The sequence below is a fragment of the Streptococcus sp. NCTC 11567 genome (assembly GCF_902141215.1).
GTDB classification, from domain to species: Bacteria; Bacillota; Bacilli; order Lactobacillales; family Streptococcaceae; genus Streptococcus; species Streptococcus dysgalactiae.
Window position 1 is genome coordinate 1,800,967 of the sequence record NZ_LR595857.1, and the last position, 26,524, is coordinate 1,827,490.

The 26,524-nt window shown below is 41.3% G+C and carries 19 protein-coding genes; 1 reads left to right on the forward strand and 18 read right to left on the reverse strand.

The window, feature by feature from the left end; genetic code table 11:
* Nucleotides 1–91: 91 nt before the first annotated feature.
* Nucleotides 92–1,480 carry a Cof-type HAD-IIB family hydrolase gene (locus FQT67_RS09065; RefSeq protein ID WP_003052568.1) on the reverse strand — a complete coding sequence of 463 codons (1,389 nt, stop codon included), beginning with the start codon at nucleotides 1,478–1,480 and terminating at the stop codon, nucleotides 92–94.
* Nucleotides 1,481–1,552: 72 nt separating this feature from the next.
* Here FQT67_RS09065 and FQT67_RS09070 point away from each other — a divergent pair, with 72 nt between their 5' ends.
* Nucleotides 1,553–2,518 (forward strand): asparaginase, encoded by a 966-nt coding sequence (locus FQT67_RS09070; protein WP_003053845.1) that lies wholly within the window; start codon nucleotides 1,553–1,555, stop codon nucleotides 2,516–2,518.
* A 49-nt stretch (nucleotides 2,519–2,567) separates the two neighbouring features.
* Here the strand turns inward: FQT67_RS09070 and FQT67_RS09075 are convergent, their stop codons facing one another.
* From FQT67_RS09075 to manA, 17 genes are all read right to left on the reverse strand, one after another.
* Complete coding sequence (locus FQT67_RS09075) at nucleotides 2,568–3,485, reverse strand: aldo/keto reductase (protein WP_046176868.1); 918 nt, start codon at nucleotides 3,483–3,485, stop codon at nucleotides 2,568–2,570.
* A 196-nt stretch (nucleotides 3,486–3,681) separates the two neighbouring features.
* Nucleotides 3,682–5,697: an ATP-dependent DNA helicase RecG gene (gene recG, locus FQT67_RS09080; protein ID WP_046176869.1), complete on the reverse strand. Its 2,016-nt coding sequence runs from the start codon at nucleotides 5,695–5,697 to the stop codon at nucleotides 3,682–3,684.
* Between the two features lie 100 nt (nucleotides 5,698–5,797).
* Entirely contained in the window at nucleotides 5,798–7,252 is a 1,455-nt protein-coding gene (locus FQT67_RS09085; RefSeq protein WP_046176870.1) for an ABC transporter ATP-binding protein, read from the reverse strand.
* Nucleotides 7,189–7,869, reverse strand: coding sequence for an energy-coupling factor transporter transmembrane component T (locus FQT67_RS09090; RefSeq protein WP_046176871.1), 681 nt, complete (start codon nucleotides 7,867–7,869; stop codon nucleotides 7,189–7,191). The genes FQT67_RS09085 and FQT67_RS09090 overlap by 64 nt, the downstream gene beginning before the upstream one ends.
* Nucleotides 7,866–8,459 (reverse strand): MptD family putative ECF transporter S component, encoded by a 594-nt coding sequence (locus FQT67_RS09095; RefSeq protein ID WP_003053895.1) that lies wholly within the window; start codon nucleotides 8,457–8,459, stop codon nucleotides 7,866–7,868. The genes FQT67_RS09090 and FQT67_RS09095 overlap by 4 nt, the downstream gene beginning before the upstream one ends.
* Nucleotides 8,456–10,126 (reverse strand): ABC transporter ATP-binding protein, encoded by a 1,671-nt coding sequence (locus tag FQT67_RS09100; protein WP_046176872.1) that lies wholly within the window; start codon nucleotides 10,124–10,126, stop codon nucleotides 8,456–8,458. Before FQT67_RS09100 ends, FQT67_RS09095 begins: the two co-directional genes overlap by 4 nt.
* Nucleotides 10,119–11,882 (reverse strand): ABC transporter ATP-binding protein/permease, encoded by a 1,764-nt coding sequence (locus FQT67_RS09105; RefSeq protein ID WP_046176873.1) that lies wholly within the window; start codon nucleotides 11,880–11,882, stop codon nucleotides 10,119–10,121. Before FQT67_RS09105 ends, FQT67_RS09100 begins: the two co-directional genes overlap by 8 nt.
* Nucleotides 11,883–11,894: 12 nt before the next feature.
* On the reverse strand, nucleotides 11,895–12,716 hold the full coding sequence (locus tag FQT67_RS09110) for an ABC transporter ATP-binding protein (protein ID WP_046176874.1): 822 nt from the start codon (nucleotides 12,714–12,716) through the stop codon (nucleotides 11,895–11,897).
* On the reverse strand, nucleotides 12,713–13,735 hold the full coding sequence (locus FQT67_RS09115) for an iron ABC transporter permease (protein ID WP_046176875.1): 1,023 nt from the start codon (nucleotides 13,733–13,735) through the stop codon (nucleotides 12,713–12,715). Before FQT67_RS09115 ends, FQT67_RS09110 begins: the two co-directional genes overlap by 4 nt.
* 1 nt (nucleotide 13,736) lies before the next feature.
* A complete protein-coding gene (gene isdE / locus FQT67_RS09120; RefSeq protein ID WP_022555116.1) occupies nucleotides 13,737–14,621 on the reverse strand; it encodes a heme ABC transporter substrate-binding protein IsdE in 885 nt (294 codons plus the stop codon).
* On the reverse strand, nucleotides 14,605–15,486 hold the full coding sequence (locus FQT67_RS09125) for a heme-binding Shp domain-containing protein (protein WP_115257004.1): 882 nt from the start codon (nucleotides 15,484–15,486) through the stop codon (nucleotides 14,605–14,607). Before FQT67_RS09125 ends, isdE begins: the two co-directional genes overlap by 17 nt.
* 214 nt (nucleotides 15,487–15,700) lie before the next feature.
* Nucleotides 15,701–19,525, reverse strand: a complete 3,825-nt coding sequence (locus FQT67_RS09130; RefSeq protein WP_046176876.1) for a leucine-rich repeat domain-containing protein — start codon at nucleotides 19,523–19,525, stop codon at nucleotides 15,701–15,703.
* Nucleotides 19,526–19,725: 200 nt separating this feature from the next.
* Nucleotides 19,726–21,201 (reverse strand): CHAP domain-containing protein, encoded by a 1,476-nt coding sequence (locus FQT67_RS09135; protein ID WP_046176877.1) that lies wholly within the window; start codon nucleotides 21,199–21,201, stop codon nucleotides 19,726–19,728.
* 68 nt (nucleotides 21,202–21,269) lie between these two features.
* Nucleotides 21,270–22,391: an alanine racemase gene (gene alr / locus FQT67_RS09140; protein WP_046176878.1), complete on the reverse strand. Its 1,122-nt coding sequence runs from the start codon at nucleotides 22,389–22,391 to the stop codon at nucleotides 21,270–21,272.
* Nucleotides 22,388–22,744 (reverse strand): holo-ACP synthase, encoded by a 357-nt coding sequence (gene acpS, locus FQT67_RS09145; protein ID WP_022555120.1) that lies wholly within the window; start codon nucleotides 22,742–22,744, stop codon nucleotides 22,388–22,390. Before acpS ends, alr begins: the two co-directional genes overlap by 4 nt.
* 120 nt (nucleotides 22,745–22,864) lie before the next feature.
* Nucleotides 22,865–25,393 (reverse strand): preprotein translocase subunit SecA, encoded by a 2,529-nt coding sequence (secA, locus tag FQT67_RS09150; protein ID WP_003060499.1) that lies wholly within the window; start codon nucleotides 25,391–25,393, stop codon nucleotides 22,865–22,867.
* 135 nt (nucleotides 25,394–25,528) lie between these two features.
* A complete protein-coding gene (manA, locus tag FQT67_RS09155; protein ID WP_015058026.1) occupies nucleotides 25,529–26,482 on the reverse strand; it encodes a mannose-6-phosphate isomerase, class I in 954 nt (317 codons plus the stop codon).
* Nucleotides 26,483–26,524 lie beyond the last annotated feature (42 nt).

A 26,524-nucleotide genomic window follows, 5' to 3' on the forward strand; every position in this document is an offset into this window, starting at 1 on the left:
ACGTCCTATGGGCGCTGCTTTTTGTTTACTAATAATACCTATCATTTATTTATCAAGTATTATGCTATTGAAGGACATTTAACTATCCGATTTATTTTTCAAGCCGCTGCAAGGATTTTTGGAGCTGTTTATCTAGTTCTTTTTTTATCGCTGATTCAGGAGCATAACGCTCTTCCCAGTCATCAGGCTTTTGAACTTTATGCGTGACAGGATCAAAATGAGCCTTACCATCAGGAAAAATCTTACCCATATTAGCTTCATGCACCGTCTCGAAAATAGGCTGAGGGTCAACACCCATTAAGACAAAGGAACCGTAAGTGAAATAGAGGAGATCCGCCAAGGCGTCCACTTGCCCCACCAAGGGTGACTCTGTTCGTTTTTTATCTTGAACTTTACTGGCAGCTTTATCAATGGCTCCATGTAAATTGAGGAGAGATTGGGTAAACTGCTGCTTATCTCCCTTACTAGCAGCATAGAGAAATTCCACGATTTCTTCAACCTTAAAATCAGCGCGATGTCCTGCTTCTGTCAAGGCGTAACTTCTTGGTGTCTCAATCGTATCTCCATCCATCAAACGATGGAAGTCCTTAACCTTATTAAAATTCTCATCACGGCTCTTAAAGCTTTTTTCCACATCAAAATGGATGAGTCCATAGTGAGCCAAAGCTTTAGAAATGCCATCATGATTATTTGAAGCGGTGGTAAAATGAGCACCACTTTTAACCACAGCTTCGGCATTCCCCATGGCAACACCAACACCAACACCTGATAACATTTCCAAATCATTATCCGAGTCACCAAAGGCCATCACCTCTGATAGTTCAAATCCAAACATCTGACCTAGACGCTCAATTCCCTTGATTTTGGATTGGTCTACCGAAATCAAATCTAAAGAATAAGGGCTACTTCGTGTAATCTTGATGTGAGGAAATTTTTCTTGAATCTTACTGGTTTCGTCAGCTGATGCTACTAGCACAATCTGGTAAATGGGCTCACGCATAATGGTCACCAGGTTGCTAAAACTTTGAGGTTTGACTCTACGAACCAAATGCTTAAAACTCCCCTCAACCGTCTTCACCCAGCTTTTAGGCACAATGCTACTAACCACTTGCCCAAATTGGCTGGTTCCCATGTCAATAATGCGAGACCCCGCTAAACCAGAAGCGGTCCCCAAAGAAACCTCTCTTTTTTTATCACTGGCATACCGAATAATCTTATAAATCATAGACTTAGGCAGTTGATTTTGGTAGAGAACCTTATCTCGGGTCAAAATGTATTGCCCATTATAAGTAACAGCAAAATCAAGCCCAAAATTTTCTAAGAAAGGCTGCACAAAACCAGGCCCACGACCAGTTGCTAAACCAACCATAATGCCTTGTTTTTTTAACTGTTGAATGGCTTTTTGTGTCGTTTTTTGGACATTTTTGCGATCATTGAGAAGGGTACCATCAATGTCGAAAAAGACTGCTTTTATTGTCAAAACCTTCTGTTCTCTCTTCTGTTTATGATAGAATAGATTATATCATAAAACGGAAAGAAGTATGCCAATTAAATGAAAGAAATCCTTGTCTTACACACTGGGGGAACTATCTCCATGCAGGCTGACGATTCTGGGAAAGTCACACCCAATCAACTGAACCCTATGACTCAAGTTGGCTTAACAACCCAAGACGTTCACCTTACTGTGGTGGATTTTTTAAACCTTCCAAGTCCTCACATTACTCCTTACCACATGCTAAGCATTTATCATTATATCCAAAAAAAGGCAGAGTATGTAGATGCTGTGGTCATTACCCACGGAACTGATACTTTGGAAGAGACAGCCTATTTTTTAGATACTATGGCTTTGCCTACCGACTTGCCCATTGTCATCACGGGAGCCATGAGATCCTCAAATGAAATTGGGAGCGATGGGATTTACAATTACCTTACTGCCCTTAGAGTAGCAAGTAGTGACAAAGCTAAAGGCAAGGGCGTCCTAGTGGTTATGAACGATGAAATTCATGCTGCCAAATACGTCACAAAGACCCATACCACCAACATTTCTACCTTTCAAACACCAACTCATGGTCCACTAGGAGTGGTTATGAAAAATGACCTCCTCTTTTTTAAAACTGCCGAACCTCGGGTTCGCTTTGATATTCGCAGTATTTCTGGAACGGTCCCTATCGTTAAAGCTTATGCGGGAATGGGAGACGGGAGTATTTTAAGTCTCCTCACACCCGATCGCATTCAAGGGTTAGTCATCGAAGCTCTTGGAGCTGGTAATGTTCCCCCTCTAGCAGTCACTGAAATTAAACGTCTGATTGCTTTAGGTATCCCAGTCGTTCTTGTCTCTCGTTGCTTCAATGGGATGGCGGAGCCAGTTTATGCTTATCAAGGAGGCGGAGCCATGTTACAAGAGGCTGGCGTCATGTTTGTGAAAGAGTTAAATGCACCTAAGGCCCGCCTCAAACTCTTAATCGCCCTCAATGCTGGGCTTAGCGGGCAAGCATTAAAAGATTATATTGAAGGCTAACCAGCTATAAAAAGAATTCCCACTAATGGTTTAGCGGGAATTTTTTTCGTCAAGGCAAGGCATTCCCTGCACTTCGATAAATAGCATACCAATCTTGACGGCTAAGGGCTATTTGGGTAGCTTTTGAAATCTTTTTGAGCCTGTCAGGGCTCATGGACCCAACAATAGCTTGCATCTTGGCAGGATGTCTTAAAATCCAAGCAATCACTACGGCTTCCACAGAAACTTGGTGATGGTCCGCTAAACGAGTAAGGGTTGCATTTAAAGCGACATAATCAGGATGACCTGCGAAAAGACCTTTTCCCAGATCAATTTGGAAAGGCGACCAAGCTTGTATGGTGGTTTGGTTCAATCGACAATACTCGATAGTCCCATTATCACGGTCTATAGCAGCTTGATTACGCATGTTCACATTCAACCCTGCATCAAATAAGGGAGTATGGGCTGGTGATAATTGCAATTGATTGACTGCCAGAGGATCGTCTAAATAGGTTTGTAGCAGTTCCATTTGAAAACGATTTTGATTACTAACTCCAAAGTGTTTCACTTTACCAGCTTTTTTAAGTTGGCTGAAGGCTTCTGCTACCTCCTCAGGCTCGACCAAGACATCTGGACGATGAAGAACAAGGAAGTCCACGTAATCCGTTCCCAACCTTTCTAAACTTGCATCGACCGATGACAGAATATGCTCTTTAGAAAAATCAAAATAGCCATCACGAATACCGTATTTGGTCTGCAAGATAAACTGATCACGGGATAACCCCAAGGCTTTTGTAGCGTCTCTAAAGCGAACTTCAGATTGGCCTCCACCATAAATATCCGCATGATCAATAAAGGTCATACCCGTATCCACTGCCGTTTTTAAGACCTCTTTAGCAGAGGCGAGGTCTAAGGCTGCTAGACGCATACAGCCAAGTGCAATACGTGAGCCTTGACAGTCCGTTTGACCAATTTTTTGTAACTCCATTTGATGTCTCCTTCGTCCCATGATGCTCATATTATATCAAAAAGAGATAGACTTAGCTCTTTCCAACTCTATTAGTGATATCATATACCGTAGCGCAGCTATTCTTCAAAAAAAGCATTTCTCATTAGTTACTTCAACTCACACTTTTGGAAAAGGTAAAGGCGAGTATCCCTAAATAATCAATGACCCTCGGTCCTTAATCAAAGTCTGCTGTCGTGTCAAGGTAATTCAGCATCATCTGCCATTCTTCCTGTTGCTCCCAGTGAGGCTCTGAGGTAATCATCGTCGCTACTTTGCGAGCTTCTTCCAGAATCGCGTAGTCCTCTACAATATCTGCGGTTTTAAATTCGGGAAGACCTGATTGGCGGGTTCCAAATATTTCGCCAGCGCCCCTCATTTTGAGATCTGCCTCAGCAAGAACAAAACCATCATTGGTTGTTGTCATAATGGCCATGCGTTCCTTTCCTGATTCTGTTTTAGGATTAGCTACTAGAATCGCATAGGACTGCTTGTGACCACGTCCGACACGGCCACGTAGCTGATGCAGTTGACTAAGTCCAAAACGGTCCGCATCCATGATGACCATGATACTAGCGTTGGGAACATTGACACCGACTTCAATGACTGTTGTTGACACCAAGAGATCAATCTCTTGAGCCTTGAAAGCCTGCATAATAGCTTCTTTTTCATCTGCCTTCATCTTACCATGCATAAGGGCTATACGGGCTGATGCTTTAAAATAAGCTTTTAATTCAGCTTCCAAATCCACAGCATTTTTAAGGTCCAAAGCTTCAGATTCCTCAATCAAAGGCGAAATCACATAGGCTTGTGCCCCTTGCTCCAGTTCCGTTTTCATCCAAGCCAAAACGGTGTCCAATTGTTGGTGCTTAACCCAACGAGTGACAATAGGTTTTCGACCAGCTGGTAACTCATCAATAATAGAAACATCCATTTCCCCATAAGCTGTAATAGCTAATGTCCTTGGAATAGGGGTTGCCGTCATCATGAGCACATCTGGATTATCACCTTTTTCGCGGAAAATACGGCGTTGTTTCACTCCAAATCGGTGTTGCTCATCTGTGATAACAAGCCCTAATTTGTGATATTGAACAGCATCTTGAATGAGCGCGTGGGTCCCCACAATCATATCCACCGACCCATCTGCAATGGCCGCTAAAGCCGTCCGTTTTTCAGGAGCCTTCATACCTGACATCAGAATGGCAATAGAGAGGTTCGGAAAAAGCTTGATTAGACTATCATAATGCTGCTCAGCCAGAATTTCTGTGGGTACCATTAGTGCCGATTGAAGCCCTGCTGTATAAGCCGCATACATGGCAAGGCTAGCAATAACTGTTTTCCCAGAACCAACATCCCCTTGCAACAGCCGATTCATATGGGCACCTGAACGCATATCCCTCAAAATTTCCTGTAAACTACGTTCCTGCGCTTGAGTTAAAGGAAATGGCAGAGCAGCAATTTGATGATTTATCTTTTCCTGATCAAATGCGATGGCTAATCCACTGTTTTCTGACCTATTGGCTTGTTTCAAGACCTGCAGTCGCAGTTGAAAATAAAAGAGTTCTTCGAACTTAATACGCCTCAACGCCTGCTTATAGTCAGTCAAGGTTTTAGGAAAATGCATGGCATAAACTGCTTCTTGCCTTGGCATTAATCGATATTTCTCAAGAAGACTATCTGGGATATTCTCTTTCAATTCGTCTAAAGCACCACTATCAAAAGCTGCTTTAATGGCTTTAATGAGTGCTGTTTGACTGACTCCCTGAGCTACATGATAAACTGGCTGCAAGTCATCCTCCACAGTCATCAGCAATTTCATACCTGTTAGAGCTGTTTTTTTCTGGTCCCATTTTCCAAAAATAGCAACTTCATTGCCCAGCGTTAATTTATCCTGTAAATAGGGTTGGTTGAAAAAACTAACCCCTATCACCACTTCTCCTTGTTTGATTTTAAAGGTCAGCCGGTTTCGTTTGAACCCGTAATATTGTACATTCGGCGGGGTCACAAGGGTTCCTGTGATAACGGCTTTTTCACCATCTAACAGCTCTAACACCGACTTGCTCTTAAAATCTTCATAACGAAAAGGATAGTAGAGCAATAGGTCTTCTATCTGATAAATACCTAATTTTTGAAATTTTTCTGCTGACTTGGGTCCTAGGCCTTTTAAGTGAGCAATCGGAGCTGTTAATAGCATTTTTCTTCCCTTCACAAAAACTCTTGTATCTATTATACAAGAGTTTCAACTTATTTTCAGATAAAAGCCTCTTAACCATTCAAGAAGTTTTTACCCCTGCTCAAGGGGTTAGTTGATAAATGCTGTCACAGACCAGACTCAAAAGTTCTTCATCATGTGATATCACAATAACCACCTTGTTTTGGCTTTTTAGTTCTTTAAGAAGCTTAGCCAGGGCGTGCATCTGGAACACATCAAGTCCACTACTTGGCTCATCAAAGATAAAAATCTCTTTATCGGACAACAGACTAGCTGCAATCATAACCCGTTGTTGCTCGCCCCCTGATAGACTGGCAGGGTGACGATCAACCAAATGGGCTAGGGCTAATTGTTCAAGCACTGCTTCCGTCATAGGATGCTTGTTATGTCCCAGATTGACTTCTTTCAAAACAGACTCCGCAAACAATTGTAGACTGACATCTTGTAAGACAAGACTTGTTTTGGCTAATCGTCCTTTAGCTGTCAGCACTTGATGCTGAAAACTGATTTGAGCATTCGGATCTTCCAAAACACCTGCCAAGTAAGCAACTAACTGGGATTTCCCTAAACCATTTGGTCCGGTAATACCTGAAATTTTCCCTGCTGCAAAACTAAGCTTGTCAATCTGTCGGAGGCGTTTAGAGCCAGCTCGGACAGTTAAATTGTGAATACAAAGGTCATCCTTGTCGCTATAGTGCTGACTGCTCCTTTTTTCTATTAGAACAGGAATGACATCAGAGAGGTCTAAACTGCGCAAGCCCATGGCTTGACGATCTGTGTCGGACAGGGCCAGTAACTCCTCGCTTGTCAGTGTTTTGGTCAAACGTCCTTGACTAAAATAGAAATAAGCATCGGCCAGATCCGTCAAGTAATGCAAGCGGTGTTCTGCTACAATGATAGTCTTTCCGGCTGCCTTTAGTTGACACAGGTAGGCTTTGACAGCTTCTATACCTGCTTGGTCTAAGTTGGCAGTTGGCTCATCAAACACCATAATCTCTGTACCTTGCATGATGGCGGTAGCAATAGCAACCCGTTGCTTTTGACCGCCAGAGAGGTGAAACATATCGCGAGTTAACACGTCTTGAACGTCAAAATCTTGAGCCAAAGTCTTCAAACGTTCCATGATCAGATTGGGATCAAGCCCTTGATTTTCACACGGAAAGACCAATTCGTGCTGAACTTCGCGATAGAAAAATTGGCTGGCAGGATTTTGAAAAACGGAGGCCACAGATCTGGAAAATATTTCAACACTATCTATGCCTGCTTGGCAATCAGCAACCTTTAAACTGCCCTGCAATTCTCCAGTATAATAATCAGGAATCAGGCCGTTGAGCAATTTTAAAAAGGTAGACTTGCCAGACCCTGAAGGACCACAAAGAACAATCAACTGACCAGCAGTCACCTCCTGGTGACTCACTTGACAGGCTACCTTGTCACTTTGTTGGTAAGCGAACTTCAGATTTTTAGCTGTTATTATTGGAAGACCATGATGGTGATGGTGATGATAATCCAAAATTGTACCCCCCAATCTTGCCATGTTAGGCGTGAGATAAAGCATTCGCTGGCACCTTTTTTGACCGCCAATCCTTTGGTTAAACTGGCTATCGTAAGGTCTTGGCTACTCCTTAGTAAAGATAACAGTAAAGGCACCAACACATACTCCAAATAATGCCTTGGTTTAGTCAACACTGCCCATTTATCCAAAAAAATTCCTCTAATTTTTAAGGACTGATGAATCACGCGTGTTTCTTGCTTGATGATGGGCAAAAAACGAAACATAACAGCAAAGGTCAATAACCAAACCTCAGGAAGACGCCATTTGCGTAAGCCGTGTACCAGCTCATAAATCATTGTCGTCTTAATCACAATCAAAGCTGCCAACAGAGAGGGGTAAATCAACTTCCCCACAACGGGCACAAAACTTAATAAATGGTAAAAATAGGATGGTAAAGCTGATAATGGCGCAAGAGATAAAGCAAGCAGCGAGAGGTAAATGAGCCCCATTTTGAGAGATAAGACTCTCTTGCCCAAGCCATATAAAAGAGCTAAAAAACCTGCTACTACCATTAGTTCCAGCCAACCTTCGATACGAAAAAAGAAGCAAACATTGGCTAATACTAATAGCAATAACTTTGTACGGACGTCAAGCCTCATGACAACAATCCTGATTTCATAAAGTGTTTTCGCAACAAATAATGGGCAAATGCTGACCCAAGTAACGCTCCCACGAGAACTGTCCCTATGAACCAAGTGACATGTCCAAAGCTAAAGTCGTACATGACACGATTGATATAGGTCATGTCCTTACCACGCGCTAACAAGCTTTTCACATAAGCATCTTTCAGCAACCACATCAACAGAATAGGACCGCTATTAACAAAGGCAAATACAAGGTAGGACAAATTGTTAAGGACTTTGGATTTGTACTTTCCTAGAGATGCGATGACATCTGCCAAGAAACCAAAGATGAGACTAGGAAACATGGCCGCAAAAAAATGCCCACTGAGAAAGAAAAAGCCGCCCATCACAAGTCCCAATAGAGTTACTGGACCAAATTTTTGTAATTTAGCAATTAGGAGGAAATAAACTGTCCCTCCCAGTAGAGCTGCAAAGGCCGGGGCGTATAACATGTTTCCCGAACGGTCAAAAAAGAGACCAATCAAGGTGCCTAGGCCGACACAAATAAAGTAGAGAGCGGCAAAAGCGCCCGTTGTCATAATATCTTTAATGGTTAATTGTTTCATCGTTCTTTCACCTCTGTTAGGGTACCGTTTTTCATGTCGTATAATTGATCAACACAAGCCAAGGTTGAAGACCTGTGCGAAATCAAAAAGACCATTCCTTGACAATGTTTCTTGATTAAATCAATGAATATAGCTTCATTTAGAGAATCTAGATGAGAGGTTGGTTCATCAAAAATATAACAGCTGGCATGTTTCAAGAGGGCTCGCATTAATTCTAGTCGCTGACCTTCACCAGCTGAGAAATCTGTCGTACTCGTGATCACCGTGTCCAAGCCCTGTTCGCAAGCCAGAAGACGTTCTTTCATACCACAAACCTCAGCCAGATCCCAAATTTCCTCATCTGAAATAGCTGCTTGACCAAAGGTCAAATTTTCACGAATCGTCTGTTGGAATAGCTGCGCGGTTTGGGGAACGTAGGCAATATTAGCCTGCAATTTAGCTGCACTTAGCAACCGACTGTCCACATCATCTAGAAAAATATTTCCAGCCTCCCAATTATACCATTTCATGATGAGTTTCACCAAGGTGGACTTTCCAGATCCAGACTCTCCTTGAATGCCGATAATACCTTTTCCCGAAAAAGCAACCGATAAGTGCTTAAAAATCTGTTCTTGACGCTGAGGGTAGGCGAAACTAACATCTTCAAAGGCAATTTGAGTTATCTCTGCTACTTCCTCTGTCCCCTCATCCACCACAACTCTTTGATCTAAAAGCCCAAAGATGTTTCTAGCTGCATTCATGGCTCGCTTAAATCCTAAAGGTAAGCGGCCTAATTCTAAAAAGGGCGCAAAAGAAGCCGTAAAAGCTACAAAAGATAGCAACCCACTCTCAAAGGACAAGTCCTCTTGGCGGATTCCCTCAAATACTAAATAGGCAAAACTTAAAATGGTGAGCCCAAGCCAGAAAAAGGTTAAGGCCATCTGTAAGAATTGTGCCTGCGCCACCTTACGATCAAGGGCATTGACCAGCTTACTTTTTTCAGTCAATTGAGCAAACTGCTCTTCCAATACTTGGAACTGCAATAAGTCTTTGACCGCCCGTAAACTTTCCAAGAAATAAGAAAGATAAGCCTTTCGTCCTTCATTTTGGTTTGCCAACAGAAGCTGTAAGAGCTTAGCAAAATAAATTGGAATAAAAATAGCCAGACAGGCATAGGTCAACATCGCTAAGATGGCTAGTTTCCAACTCATCTGCCAAAAAAAGAAAAACATCAGGCCTGCTGATACTAAAGCTGTGCAAACAGGAGCAATAGTATGAGCAAAGAAGACTTCCAAGGCCTCAATATCTTCCCCAATCATCTTAAGCAGATGCCCACTATCTTGGTGATCGATATGGGCCGGAGATAAGGCTCGTAATTTCTTGAAAATCATATTCCGAAAAGCAGCCAGGCTATGAAAGGCAACAAAATGACCAAAATAATGTTCCCCGTACCGGGCTAATCCTCGTAAAATAGCCAAACTAAGCAAAAGGTATAAAAGGCCTATAGGAATCGGCTGTTGCTTGATGGCTAACAAACCCAAATAAGCCAGTCCTGTTGGAATACTAACAGTAATGATAAAACCCGTAACAGCAAAGGTTACCGCCAAGGCAATCCAAGGAAGTAAAGACTTCATCAGACGTAACAAACGTCCAACCAAGGTCATAGTAGATGACACCTGTTTAGCCATAAAGACATTCCTCCAATCTTTCTTGAGTATCAACGAGTTGACGATAAGAAGGTTGATGAAGATAGAGCTCCTGAGGGTTTCCTAAACAAGCTGGCTGTTCTGAACTTAAAAAGAGCACTTGATCAGCCCTTTTCAGACGTGATATTTTATGCGTAATCACAATGACTATTGCCTTCTTAGCGAGCTGCTCAATCAAACCATCAATAATCCGTTCGTTCTCAGCATCTAGGCTAGAGGTTGCTTCGTCAAAAATATAAAGAGAGCGTTGGCTAAGCAAAGCCCTAGCACAAATAACTTGCTGTCTTTGACCAGGTGACAACAGATTGCCGTTTTCACCAACCAGTGTATCAAGACCATCAGGCAACCAATTAATAAACGTCAATAAACCGTGTTGATCAATCCATTCCAGCACTTCTTTTTTAGACAGGTTCGCTGCCAATGTTAAATTGTCATAAATACTTCGATTCAACAGGGTAGATTGGTCTGAGACATAAAGCAACTGTTGATTAAGACTGTCCATTGATACCTCTTTACTGTCGACATCATCAAAAAGAATGTGCCCACTTGTAGCCTGCTGCCGCTTCAAAAGCAACTGAGCAAGGCTAGTTTTCCCTTGTCCGGAAACGCCTGCAATCGCTGTTAACTGCCCTTGGGTTATTCTCAGGGAAATAGTATCGAGCACTACTTTTTCCCCATATGCCAAGGTCAAGTCCTTGATAGTAATCTGACTAAACACTCCTAAGTCTTTTGTCTGGTTATCTTTTCTTTCTGGAACACTATCTAAAAAAGTAAAGATGCGATCAGCCATCTTAGTCGTCATCATCACCAAATGCATGCCATACCCTTGCTCACGAATAGGAGCAAAAAATTCTGTTGCGATTAAAAGAAAGAACAAAAAGTGAAAAAGTGAAAGACTCCCAACTGCCAAAGCTTGAACAGCTAAAAAGCCTGATAAACCAATGCCGAGATACATCACCGCATCCATATAACCAACGGCCTGTAATTGAAAACCTAGCAGGGACATGGTCGCTTTTCGAAATTGCTCTGCCTTCGTTGTAAATTCACGTTCATAGCGTTCCGCTACCTGATAAGAATAGAGGGTATTAAGGCCCTTAAGATCATCCATAAACAAGTTTCCCACATCCATATAAGAAGACCAGTACTGGCTCATAATTTGCTTAGACCGCTTTTGCATGGCTACAATCGATAGAGGAATCAGAGGTAAAGTCAATAGGAAGACCACTCCTGCCAAAGGATAAATCAAACAAACTAGTAGCATAACCGTACTACAATTCCACTTGGTTCTCATTGATAAAGACAGATAGTAAGCATAATAAGTATCGAGACTATCAATCCCTTGTGAAGCCAACGTCAAAATATCTGCACTGCTAGCATTGGCATCAAATTGCCCGTCTAACGCCACAAATGCCTCAAAAAAGGATTGTTTCAACGAATCTCTAGCAAATTGTGAAGCGATTCCTTGCAATCGTTTGGCCAGTAGAGCAAGAGCAAAGCCGGTCATGTTTAAAAGTAATAACCAACCTACTAGCGAGCCCAAAGCAACAGCTTGTCCGACCCAAAAGGCTGCAAATGTTTTGGCGATAAGGTAAAAACTGATAACCCTCATTAAAAATTGTAACCAAGCTAAAAATGCTGATACATAAAGCAAGCCCCTCTTCGGGGCAACCCTCTCTCTCAGCCGTTTAAGAAGTGAACGTCGTTTTTCTTTTGATATCGTATTTCTTGTTTCCTTCATCTATTTTGCTTTCTATGTCTCCTTCTGATTACTAATAACATCGGTCTCATTGACCAACGAGGTAATGACAAAGTTCCGTCCATCTTTTTCAACAAAAGGAAGATCAATATCAAACACCTCTCGGATAAATGTTTGTCCCACTAGTTCTCTGGGGTGACCCTGTGCATAAAGACGACCATCTTTTAAGGCAAGCAGGTGATCTGAAAGAGACAGGGCCTGATTAATGTCATGCAAAACCAAAACAATTGTTATTCCTAAGTCTTGATTAATTCTAGTAATAAGCCTCAGAATATCTATCTGGCACTTGATGTCTAAATAGGTGGTTGGCTCATCTAAAAAGATGATATCTGTCTCTTGAGCGAGAGCCATCGCAATCCACACGCGCTGTTGCTCCCCGCCAGACAGACACTGGAGATCACGGTAAGCATAATCACTTAACCCTGTCACCATTAATGCCCAAGCAATTCTCTCTTTGTCTTTCTTGCTCAAAGCCTTTAAGAAGGAGCAATGAGCTAGCCTAGCCATAGCGACCAATTCGCCAACTGTCAAATCATCTACTACCCTATGGTACTGATGCACTACGGCAGCTTTTTTAGCGAAGGCTTTCAGAGAAATCTTGTCTAATGCTTCCTGCTCCAGCCAAACCTGACCTTGTTTGACAGGAAAGTTTTTGGTTAACAGACGCAAAAGAGTCGACTTGCCACTGCCATTTGCCCCCATAATAGTCGTGATTTTGCCTTTTGGGATGGTAAAGTTTAGATCATCCAAGACAAGCCTTTCCTCATAGCCGAAAGAAAGGTTCTGAACCTTCATATGATAAGCAGTCTTTGTCATATCACATCAGACCTCCTTAACAAGTAAATAAAGTAAGGCCCGCCTATAATACTCATGATAATAGCTGGACTGATTTCAAAAGGATAGGCCAAACGTCTGCCTAGAGTATCTGCTAGCAAAAAAACAAAGGCTCCCAATAAGGCCGAAAATGGAATTAACACCTGATGTTTGCTTCCCACCAGTAAGCGACTGATATGAGGAACAATTAATCCTAAAAAAGAAACCACCCCAACTACTGACGTTGCTGCAGAAGCTAGTAACACCGCAATAAGAGATATCCCCAAGCGTAGTAGATGACTGTCCATCCCTAAGTTGCGAATCACCTGATCATCTAGCAACAGCAAATCACAAATTCTCGAAAATAGCAGAGCCAATCCTAAACCGATAAGGGTGTAGGGAAGTAAGACGCCAACATCTACCCATGTTTTTTGGCTAATTTGCCCTGCCAATAAAGCATTGACTAAAGGACTTGCAGAAGCCGAAAAACTCGTTAAGGCAGTTGACAACCCCATAAATAAGGCATTGATAGCAATTCCAGTTAAAATAATGCGGACAGGATGTAATCCCTTTTTCCATGCCAAACCATAAATGAGCAAGAAAGAGACTCCCCCTCCTAAAAATGATAAGATTGGCCCATATAGCAGCAGCTGTGGTAAGAGTAAACTGGACAGTAAAACCATAAAACTGGCACCACTACAAACCCCTATAATAGCAGGATCCGAAATCGGATTTTTCAAGACTGCTTGAAACAGCACTCCCGAAACAGCTATCCCAGCTCCTGCCAATAAAGCAATGACAATCCTTGGAAACCGCAAATCGTAAATCAAAGCAACTTGAGGATCATAGGCCACAAAAAGGCCCTTTACTATTGCTCCATAAGAAACCGATAAGCCCCCTAAGGAGAGGGCCACAGCACTCAAAATAAGCAAAGCCAAACATAACATGATGACGTAAATTGTTCTTTTCAACCGTTTTTTCGCATGAAAAGCTAGGTCTTGTTGTAAATCTAATGTTGCCATTCTATTGTTTACCCTCTACTTGGTCAAACATCTGAGCCAAGGTTTCCAAGGCCTCTGGGTAGTTGAATTTGGCACTCATGCCAAATAATTGATTATCCAAGTCATAAACCTTCTCTTTTTGGACTGCCTCAAAGTGTTTCCAAATATCATTTTCCGCAAATTCCTTATCAAACATGCCTTTTACCTTATCCGGAATAGCATGCGCTGTCCTTAAAATCAAGTCAGGTTTCTTAGCCAACATGTCTTCTGGGTTAGCTGATAAGAATTCTTTGTCGCTAGATTGGTAGACATTTTCACCACCTGCTAGCTCTAAGAGGTTGCCAACGTAGGACTGATTGGTAGCAATCAAGTAACTGCCTGGTAAACCCATAAGAATCAGCACTCTTGGTTTTTTCTTCCCTTGACGCTGGGCTTGATAAGCTCGGTAAAAAACTTGGTAGTCTTTCCACAAGACCTTAGCTTCTTGTTGACGGTCAAACAATTCCCCTAACTCCTTAATAGACTGGTACATGCCCTCCACACTGCGTAAATTCAAAAAACCGTACTCGGTATCCAATTGTTGATACTTAGGTTCCAAATCTTCTTGCAAAGCATTTGGGCTTAAAATCCAAGTAGGCTTCAAAGAAGCTACAACTTCCATATCAGGATTCATGGGTAAGCCAACACGCTTAACCTCGTCATAACGTTTTGGAAGCTGATATAATTTGCTATCGCAAACCCCGACTAAGTCTAGGTTTAGACGATCACAAATATCGGCAACTGCAACCGAAGTCGCTACAATCCTCTGGCCATTAGATGCTTTCATTACCTTCGGGTGTTGATTGACACAAGCTGTTAAAAGAAGAACTACCATAGCTAGAGCCAATAACTTAAATTGTTTGATCATTCGTTTTTCTCTTTTTCCATATCCACAACACCATTCCACCTACTATCAAGATAAGAGTTGGGAGGTAATAAATAATGACCGGCAAAGTCTTCTGAGCAGGAACCTTTGTTTGTTTCTTGTCTAATGAGGTCACCAATCCCACCTGAGACGATTCCTTGGAACCTGTTAATCTGGAAAATCCTTCTGCCTTAGCTTTTGATTTTGGTTTTAGTGGCTTGTTAGATGTTTTAGCTGCCTGAGCAATGGTTTTGTGTCCCTCTCTTGCCTTATTCTCAGAAACTTCTTTGGTGGCAGGAGTTTCTTGGTCCTGGGACTCAGTTCTGCCAGTTACCAATTGCGCTATCATATTGCCAGAATAACCTTCTTCAAGTCCAGCAGGAGAAAGGTAAAAAATCACCTCTCTTCCCATTGGTTCTACAAACATACTCCCTCGAATAACACTGTTGACATCAGGTAGGCTAATAGCGATATCTTTGGTTGTTCCATTATGATCTGTACCTTGTTGCGTTATGCTATAAGCTACTGCCTGAAAACTCCCTCTACCCCCAGGCTGCACCCAGAAATGGTAGTCTCCTGAAAAATCTGCTAAGCTCATGCGAAAGGTTAACAACAAGTCTCCCGAATCTGAAGTCTCCAACATGCCATTTTGATAAACAGTCCCTTCAACCATTCCCTGACCAATGTCAAAAGAATGCTCCCCACCACTATCTTCAATATCTCCTGATACCGGATGACGATAATTTCTCTGAATGAGACAACTATAAATTTGTCCCCTATCCGCAAAAACCTGCCCTGCCATCACTGATAATCCTAAGATAATCACTATTAAACCTTGCAGAATATGTTTTGTTACTGCCTTTGTCATTTCTTCCTCTCATCTATTTCTTTGTTGGTATCGCTTAAGTGTTACACCAATTTAGCTGTTTTCTCTTGACTAAACACCCCTAATCCATCTATAAACCTATAAGACGCGAAAAACACACCTAGTCTTTGACCGCTCTAAATCAACGATTTCAGCACATCAATCATAGGCATGTTATTCGCTCTAACAAATCATCACTTAGTGTTTGTGAAGAAGCTTATTTGAATAATTTTTTTCGACCTAAAACTAAACCTAAAGCAGCAATGACAAATGTAGATAAGCCAGCTATCAGATGGTAGCGATTAGGGCTATCTTTAAATTTTGGCAGTTGACCTGAACCACGTTTTGTCTCGCCCGATGTGGAGTGTTTCCCTGTTGACTGCTGTTCGCCAAGTGAAGATTGATGATCAGAAACCAAGCGCTTCAATTTATCCGTCTTAGTTGACTCATCTTTTTTTGTAGCATCGTCTGACTTGGCTTGAGCAGACGGCTTCTTAGCTAGTAGGTCTGTTAAGTTAGCTATTCCAGCACCTGATGATTGATGAGGTGCTGTTGAAGTTTCTTGTTTTGCAGCCGGTTTATCTGTTGATGGACCTACAGGCAACGCTTCCCCAGTATTTCTTTGAGAAGGTTTTTCTTCTGTCATCTTGCTCTTGTCTGTTGTGAGGCTTTGCCAATCCAGCTGCATAAAGACCGTTTGGAAGCCTGAACCTTTTGAAATAGAATCCATAATAGGAACAAAAACTTGCAGTGGTACCAAACCATCTTTTTTAGCTTGTTCAATCAATTTAAAGCGGAGCACCTTAGGGTATTGTTTTCCATAAGCATCCTCAAGCGGATTACCTGTGGCATCGGTCACATAAGAAATGACCTCAGCTTTTTCCTTCTGACCGACAGGCTTTCCAGCTAAATCTCTTTGGTAACCATCTACGAAATAGCTCAATTCACCAAGGTAGCCTAACATTTTACCAACCTTTATCCCTCTAAACTCAACTTCTAAATAGGAAACACCTTTTTTAACTACCAAAGTCACTCGATGATTAATAGCCTTGTTTGACATGGACTCAGATGCTAAGTCAGTTTTTAACATGCTGGCATTTAAATAGTAAATACCATCACGCAATTGTTTTTGATTTAATGCTCTAAGACCTTTCTCAACCAAATCTTTCTGATGTGAATGTGGTCCTTTCGCCACAAGGATATCATTAGATGTCAAATAGATATGTTCTTTTTGAGTAGCAAATTTCTTTGTTATTAAAGCTTTGCGAATCCGATATGTACCCGGATCTTTTAAAGAAAACTCTCCCGTTAAGTCATCTTTCGGATCATTTGAGAGAAGCTTTTCATCAACTGTCACATACTGTCCATTGGAAGCTTTTTTTTGCAACTGAATCACAATACTCCAATCGACTTGCATATCATTAAGTAAAGAAACAGTATCTGAACCTTTTTCTTGTAACAATTGTTGATATTCTTCAATAGACACTAGTTCTTTATCAATGGCAGAATTTGTTTTTTGCTCCCAATAATACAAATCTAAAAGACTGAAAGCTTGATGATATTTTATTTTTTCGCCATCTAAAGAAGCTTCAAGTTTTGCAATATGTTTTTGTGGAGTCAGTTTGTGTTGTCCGATAAGAGCTCTTACTTTTGGACTCACACTTTTTATCTGATTGAACTTCACATCTAAATTAAGCGTTTCAACATCTGGAAATACTGATTCTTCAACCTGAGTAAGCAAGTTATTGAAAAAATCAAGTTTTGTTAATTGGTTATTCTGTTTAAATATACCATTTGGAAGATTTGAAATTTCATTAGTTGATAAATCGAGTACAGATAATTTAGGAAGATTTTTAAATGAAATATTATCAATACGAGTAATATGATTTCTACTTGCCACAATAGTGCTTAAGGCGCGCAATTTTTCTATTGTTTTTGGCAGTAGTGCTAGATTATTTTGAGATAAGTCGATAAAATTAAGTGATGTTAGAGGCTCTAGCGCTTTTTCAGGTATCTCCTCAAGACTATTTTCTGCGAAACCTAATGAAGTCAGACGAGACAATCCTTCAAATGGATTATCACAAAGTCGGCCAATACGATTCTTGGAAAGATCAAGTTGCTCCAGGTGATGAAGCGACTGGAATAGTCCTCCTTCAAGAGAGTGAATAAAGTTACTTGATAAGTAGAGTTCTCTTAATTGAGCATTGCTTTTAAATGTATCTTTGTCTAGATAAGTTAAATGATTACTTCTTAAGTTAAGAAATCGAAGTTGCTTCATTTGACTAAATAACTCTTTTGGAATTTCCGTAATTTGGTTTCCATCCAGATGTAGTTCTGTAATATTTTTAGCATGTTTCAATAAAGAAATATCTGTTAACTCGTAATGGTCTAGACGCAACTCACCTCGAATCTGTTCTAATTCCGTTTTTGATAATTTACCATCGCCGTCTAAATCTTTGCCAAGTTTAACTAAAACTTTTTCAAGACGTTCAGTCCCAACCCCTTTTTCTTTATCATCAGTTTCTACCTGATAACCACTCCAGCCTTTGGTAACGGTCTTACTAAAGGTCATGTCAAGTTTGGTGTATTTGTCATAGTGGTTTAAATCACTTTCTTGACCTCCCATGGCTGATACCAAAACAGCACCTTTGTGTAATTTATCCAAATCATCAATAGGCATGGTAAATTCGCTTCGAATATAGCTACCATTGATATCTTTTTGGCCAACTTGTTTACGCACTGCTGCTGGGTAGGTCCCTTTGCTTTCAATAGAAAAGTCAATCAAAAATTGTCCCAAAGCAGTATTAAGCATGGAAATTTCCATTGTACCATCTGCTTTAACCACTAATTTGGCTCTTTTATCAAAAGCACCTTGAAGCATGGAGGACTCTTCTGAGTTTTCTTTATTAGCTTTAAAGTTTAGCGTATAGGTTCCTTCTGTGAGATTGTTAATAGAAACCTCACCTGCTTGATAAGACTCGATGGTATCTTTTAACAGTCGATGAGTATCGGCGAGTAGCTTACTATCTTTGATTTCTTTGTAAGAATCCTTGATGACTTGAAGTTTCTCAGCCAGATCTTTGACCGCGTCTTTGTTGCTTTCTTTAGCAATAATCGCATCCGCTTCTTTGATAGCTTTTTCCAAAGTGGTGACATCCAACTTTGTTGATTGTCTGTCTTCAGCAGTCACATGTTGTTTTTGTTTGGCAGATACAAAATGGATTTGACCATCTTTCTTGGTAACGGTAATGGTAATGTCTTCAAATCCTTTTGAGGATATCACGATTGTATTTTCTCCATCTTTGAAAGCTTTTGTTCCAAGATGAAGCCCTGTCATATTCGAGACCCAGCCATTAGTATCTTTTACAGAATCTGAAATAAGATCTTTATAAACTGTACCATTGACTGTAACCTTTGTGATTTGCTGAGTCAAAGCTTTTATCTGTTTGTTATCAGAATAACGATCAATTTCTGGAAATAAAATTGCCCCATCTTCTTGACTCAATTTTGTTATTAATGACAAGTTATCAGCTGTTTGACCAGACGGGGCATTCTTGGTCTCAGCTTTTTCTGTTGATTTGTAATCAAGAGCAGAGTCTTGATTAACGGTTTCTAGCGAATCTGTTGTTTCCAGTTTATGAGCAGACAAAAAGGTCACTTTATTACCGGTTTTTTCAAAGTTGACTAAAATCCCACCATCCTTTTTATTGACAATAATCAAGTCATGCTTGCCATCTTTTATTAGCTTAGCATTTACCTTAATCCCTTGATAATTGATGTCAAAACTACAGTCACCTTCTAATCCTTTTTCGTAAATGTCCTCATCAAGAATAATCTTCTCAATATGTTTATAGTATTGTTTTCCCGCTAATTGATCAGCGTAAGGACCAATCTCTTCAAACAAGAGAACACCCTGAGTTAGTTTCACCGTCGTGACAAGCTGCGACGGAACCAAACGTTCTTCGGAATTAACGATTTGACTAGAATGCGCCAGCAATAGAGCTGACATTGCCACAAGTGCGTATTTGCTGATTTTTTTCATTTTCAATCAACTTTCTAAAAATTTTATAAAGTTATGAACTTTTTTGTTAACTTCACTTAATTTAACACTTTGTGATTACTTTGTCAAGACGCTTCTAAGAGCGCTTTCTCAGACAGATTAACTTTTATCAAACCTATACAACTCAAAAAAGACCCAACTCTCATTTAAGAGAATTGAGTCTGGAGAAAAGTGATTAGCGTTTATTTTTTACCGACCACATAGGTCAATTGGTCTGCTTGTTGGGCAGTGAATGTTCTGTAGGATACTTTTCCTAAGCCTATGCAGTTAGATTCTGAGATAAGAATAGAGCCGTCTTTTCTGACATCTTCCACAATGGAGACATGGCCGTACATCCCATCAGCACCAGCTTGACCTGGCGCAAAAGATACTGCATAACCAACTTTTGGTGTCTTAGAAAGAGCATAACCTGCCTTGTATTTCCAGTCCCCACCATTTCCCATGAATGGATCGAATTGGTAGCCCAGTTCTTTGGCGCGGTTATAAACATACCAAGTACATTGACCCCAAGCGTAACTAGATGCTTGATAACTCAAAACATCGTAACTCTTAGAGAGTTTGTAGCCCGTTGGTACTTCTGCAAAGCTCGAAGAAGATTGAATTTTCAATTCTGCCGGGATGGCTGGTGTGCCTCCATGGGCATCAATCCATTCATCCATGTCTTCCATGATTTGAGCACGACGTTTACCACTTCCAGTGATGTCAGTAAAGTAAACCCCACCGTCAGTCGCAAAGTTCAACTGTCCTAGTGAGAACTTAGCAGCTTTTGCATCTTGGAGCGCAAAATTAGTATTTTTATTCTTGATGATGGTTTCTTGAGTCATTTTAATGATAGCCACATCATCGTTAAATTTACTCGCCTGTGTTGGGTCTATGTCAAAGGCCGCATAACCAAACATATTGGCACCAAGTAAGGTAGCGACACCTTTGGTTCCCAAAGAACTTTCTGCCATGGCAATAGCAACAATGGCACGGACATCTAGTCCACTTTTTTTCTCCCATTGCAACAATTTCTCACCATTGATGCGAGTTTTATCATAAGAAATGCCTGTTGATTTCAAATAACCATCAATTTGCTCTGCTTTGATGCCATAACGACGGGATAAGAGATTATGCGTATAAGCATCTTTACCACTCCAATGCTCCACATAGGCCGCATAAGTATTAACAGATGGAAGTACTGGTATCTCCAAATTTAAATCAGAGGCAAAAGGTGACCACGGAAGAGGTGTCACAGCTGCCGGAACTTGTGGAGCAGGGCTAACGGGAACAGGGTTTTCCTGAGGTGTTTTAGATGGCTCTTGACTGCTAGGAGTCTTGTCTTGTCCTTGATCTTGACCAGGAATAGTAGCATTTGGTGTTGTTACTTGATCTGTTTGGTCTTCAAGTTCTGGACGAGTAGGCTCTGCAGGATTAAGAACATCAGATTTGGCAGAAGTATCGTCTGATGAAACATGGTTAGTTTGATCTTCTGTCGTCACATTAGGGTCTTTTTCTTTCTGAGAGTCCGAGTCAGTACTTGTGACGTCATCAGTGCTTGTCGCAGTTGCTTGATTGACTTCAGGCAAAGCATCCTGAGCTAATACCGTCACACTTCCAGCAGTTGGAGCTAAAAGGCTTAGTAGCATCATCATTCTTAATAACTTGTTTTTATTCATGTATTAATTGACTGTTTCTTTCTAGTTTTCTACACTTTATTGTAACACTAAGCAGAAGTAAAAAGCAATCATTTTTTTGTACTATTATTCCAATACACCCTTGGAACACGATCACTAAGGAGACATAGAACCTCATAATTAATAGTGTTACGATAGTTTGCGATATCTGTTGTAGAAATCACTTTTTCTTGATCTTGACCAATCAGGGTAACCTTTGTTCCAAGCGGATAGGCTCTAGGAAGGCGGATGGTCATCTGGTCCATAGAGACCCGACCAATGATTTCACAGGGTTGTCCTTCAACAAGCACAGTGAAACCTTGCATATCCCGCGTCCATCCATCTGCATAACCAATGGGCACCGTCCCCACATATTCGCTAGTCTGAGCTTTGTAGGTTGCCCCATAGCCTACCGTCTCACCAGGGGCGATTTCCTTAACATGCACCAAGACAGATTCTAAATTAAAGGCTTCTTTTAAGGGGAATGGCAGTGCTAACTGTGAACCGCTTGGGTTTAACCCATACATGACAATCCCTAAACGAACCGCATTAAAAATAGTCTCACTGTGCCAAAGACTAGTCGCTGAATTGCTAGCATGAACCAAACTTGGCTTGTCGGCAAGCTGATCAACCAAATTGGTAAAGAAAGTCAATTGCTGCTCAAACTTTACGGTATCAGCTTCATCAGCTGTGGCAAAATGAGTGAAAATCCCTTCCACTTCTGCCCCCATGCTCTTCAAGCCGGCAATCAGGTTATCAACTTCTGTTACTGAGCGAAGCCCGATTCGTCCCATGCCTGAATCAATTTTGATATGGACCTTAAGCCCTTTCAAATCTGGCCATTCTTGCTTGGCCATCGCCAACCACTCTAAACTAGCCACTGTCACTGTAACCTGGCGAGTAATCGCCAACTCTAGCTCATTTGGCAGCAAAACCCCGAGAATTAAAATCTCTTTATCAATACCTGCTTGACGTAATTGCAAGGCCTCATCAAGATTTGACACACAGTACCCATCCACTTGAGGGAGAAGTGCTTTTGACACCTGGACAGCACCATGACCATAAGCATCAGCCTTGACAACTGCATACGTTTTTACCCCTAGTGGAATATTCTCTTGGACACTGGCAACATTCTCCTTAATAGCTTGTAAATTGACCCTTGCAACTGTTGGGCGATGGAAACTCGAAATCATTTGTTTTCCTCCAAAATAACACTGGCTTGTACATAGTCTCCGCTATGTGAAATGCTGATAAATACTCTGCCTTCAAAAGGAGATTGGGTTAATAAGGGACGCCCCTTGGCATCACTTAAGATTTCAATATCTTGAAAAGTAAGCTGCCCAATACCTGTTCCCATAGCCTTGGCAAAGGCCTCTTTGCCTGCCCAACGACCCGCCAAATAACTGATTTGACGCTTATAGGGATACCCCTCAAAAACAGCCATTTCTTGCTTGGTCAATACTTTTTGCGCAAAGCGAGGATTTCTTTGATAAACCTTTTCAACGGCTGACATATCTTGTAAATCTATTCCATGTCCAACAATCATTTTTTGTTTCTCACCTTTTATCTCGTTTTTTGGGACAAAGACCTAAACAGTGAGAAGCCGAGAAAATTTCCCAGCTTCTTTCTAGTATCATGATCATGTCATGAGGCTACTATACTCTCTTTAGAAAGCTCTGCGGCCATGACAATTTTTGAATTTTTTACCTGAACCACATGGGCAGGCAGCATTACGCTCAACTTTTGAGAAATCAATATCTCCCTCTCTATCGTCGACAAAAGCCTGTGATTGAATGTTTTGAGGTGCTGCTGTTGTGGCATGTTGACTCGCACGTTCACGTTCTTGTTCGTGAATTTGCGCTTTCATCATGGTACGGGTCACATCAAATTCAATGGCACCAATCATGTCCTGGAACATTTTGAAGCCTTCTGCTTGATACTCTACCACAGGGTTATTTTGAGCATAACCACGCAGACCAACAGCATTGCGGAGCTGGTCCAAAGCATCAATGTGTTCTGTCCATTTATTGTCCACAATCATCAAAATCAATACTTTTTGGAATTCGATAATAGCTTCTTGATCGCGAAGTTTTGAGACTTGTTGATCATAGATGGCAAGAGCTCTTTGATAGAGGGTTTCTTTGATTTGATCATCTTTCAACCCACGTAACTCTTTAGCACTGATAGACTCTTCTGGAACAAGTGACGTGCGTGCAAAGGTCACAATGGCATCCACAGCATCCTTACGATTGCTACGTGAATGAGCGTCAACCGCACGGTCAATGGTTCGCTTAATCATAGCTTTGATTTCTGGACCAAGGTCGCGGTTGGCAGTGATAACATCACGACGGTTAGCGTAAATAATCTCGCGTTGCTCACGCATCACATCATCGTACTGCAAAACTTGTTTACGGGTATCGTAGTTGTTCCCTTCAACACGTTTTTGAGCAGATTCGACTTGGCGTGCCAACATACCTGACTTGATGACTGTATCTTCTTCGTCTAATTTCATACGGTCCAAAAAGGCCTTGATACGGTCTGAACCAAAACGTCTCATCAAATCATCTTCTAGTGATAGGTAGAATTGTGACTCACCTGGATCACCTTGACGTCCTGAACGGCCGCGAAGCTGGTTATCAATACGACGGCTTTCGTGACGTTCAGTACCAATCACGCAAAGCCCACCAAGTTCACGAACGCCTTCACCCAGTTTAATATCGGTACCACGACCCGCCATATTGGTGGCAATGGTCACCGCTCCACGCTGGCCAGCATTCATAATGATTTGTGCTTCTTTGAAGTGATTTTTAGCATTTAAGACTTCGTGAGGAATACCAGCTTCCACCAATTTGCGAGAAATTAAGTCACTTGTCTCAACAGCAACGGTACCAACAAGGATTGGTTGTCCTTTATCATGACGCGCTTTGACATGTGCTACCACAGCTCTGAACTTAGATTCTAGAGTTGGGTATAGTAAGTCCGTGTGGTCAATACGCGCAATCGGGCGGTTAGTTGGAATTGGAATGATGCGCATGTTATAAACTTCGCGGAATTCCTCTTCTTCAGTTTTAGCGGTACCTGTCATCCCTGCCAATTTTTTGTACATACGGAACATGTTCTGGTAGGTAATTGAGGCACTGGTTTTTGATTCTTCTTGGATACGAACGCCTTCTTTGGCTTCAATAGCTTGGTGCAAACCATCTGAGAAACGACGACCTTCCATCGTACGACCAGTAAATTGGTCGACAATGAGAATTTCACCATCTTCGCTGACCACATAATCGATGTCTAACAACATGATATAGTTGGCACGAAGGGCATTATCAATAAAGTGAGTTAAGGCAACATTTTCAATATCATACAGATTGTTTAAATTAAAGTAACTTTCCGCCTTGTCAATCCCTGAATCACTCAAACCAATTGTTTTGGTTGGGACGTCAATGATGTAATCATCTACTGTCAAGGTTTTCACAAACATATCTGCACGGATATACAATTGATTGGTTTCCGAGCTAACAGCTCCTGAAACAATCAAAGGTGTTCTCGCTTCGTCAATCAAAACGGAATCGACTTCATCGACTAAGGCAAAATTGAGCGGGCGCTGCACCATATCCTCTTGACGGACAACCATGTTATCACGCAAATAGTCAAATCCGACTTCAGAGTTAGTTGAGTAGGTAATGTCACAGTTGTAAGCTTCACGTTTTTCTGCCGGAGATTTAGCTGCTAAGTTAATCCCCACAGAAAGGCCTAGCCAACTATACACTTCACCCATCTCAGTCGCATCACGGGTTGACAAATACTCGTTGACAGTGATAACGTGCACGCCTTCGCCTGCAAGGGCGTTAAGGTAAACAGGCATGGTCGCAGTCAAGGTTTTCCCTTCACCGGTACGCATTTCAGGCACATCTCCGTTGTGAAGGACAACTCCCCCCATGATTTGAACACGGTATGGATACAAACCAAGCACGCGTTTTGAAGCTTCACGGACAACCGCAAATGCTTCGGGAAGTAATTGTTCAAGGGTTTCCCCTTTTTGATATCGTTCTTTAAATTCTGGTGTTTTTGCTTGTAGATCTCTATCTGACAATGACGCCATGTGGTCTGCGTAAGATTCTACTTTTCTTGCAATTTTTTCTAATTTTCTTAGTTCGCCTTTGTCATTTTCGATGACTTTGCGTAGAATATTGGCCATTCTCTTTCCTTTCGATCGTCTAATCATTTCATTCTAACATAAATAGGCAGGCAGTTCAAGAAATCATGATAAAGATGTCAAAGAAAAAGGCAGCCTAAAGCGCTTCCTTTTTCTTCTCATTTTTCTGCTATGAAATTACATCGGATGGTTGGGATGACTGACAATCATTTCCAATTGTCCATCGAATGACCATGACTTGACATCGTTTGGCAAGATAAAGTGCATGCCTTTCTCCAGGTCATAAGCCTCTTGGTCAACATACAGTTTTCCTTGACCATTTAAGACACTAACGAGCAGATAAGGGGCAGACTGTTTCATATCCACCATTTGACTCGTTAACCACTTGTAAACAGTGAAAAATGGTGTTGATACTAAGGTTGTTGCTGTGATATTATCTAAAACCATGGTGGCAGGCACGCTGTTTTCAGGCTTACCAATAGTTAAAACATCAATCGATTTTTCGATGTGTAAATCACGAAGATTACCATTGGCATCTTTGCGGTCAAAGTCATACACCCGATAAGTGGTATCAGAGGATTGCTGAGTTTCTAAAATAAGAATCCCCTTGCCAATCGCATGCATGGTTCCGCTCGGAACATAGAAAAAATCTCCTGCTTTAACTGGTATGCGAGTCAGTAAATCATCCCAATCGCCAGCTTCAATCATGGTACGAAGTTCTTCTTTAGACTTGGCTTGATGGCCATAAACAATTTCTGAACCTTCTTCGGCGGAAATAATATACCAGCATTCTGTCTTGCCTAATTCCCCTTCATGCTCAAGTCCATAAGCATCATCAGGGTGAACTTGGACACTTAGCCAGTCATTAGCGTCCAAAATCTTAGTCAATAAAGGAAAGACCTTTTCTTTAGGATTACCAAATAAAGCAGGCTCATCCGCATATAATGTGTTTAGAGGTTGGCCTTTATAACGCCCATTCATTACCGTTGAAACGCCATTCGGATGAGCAGAAATAGCCCAATACTCACCAGTTGTTTCGCTTGGAATGTCGTAAGAAAAGACATCTCTTAACTTGGTTCCTCCCCAAATTCTATCATGCATAGTTGATTTTAGAAATAATGGTTCTGACATAAGTTTCCTCGTTTCTGATAGTATTCTTTGTTTATTATAGCA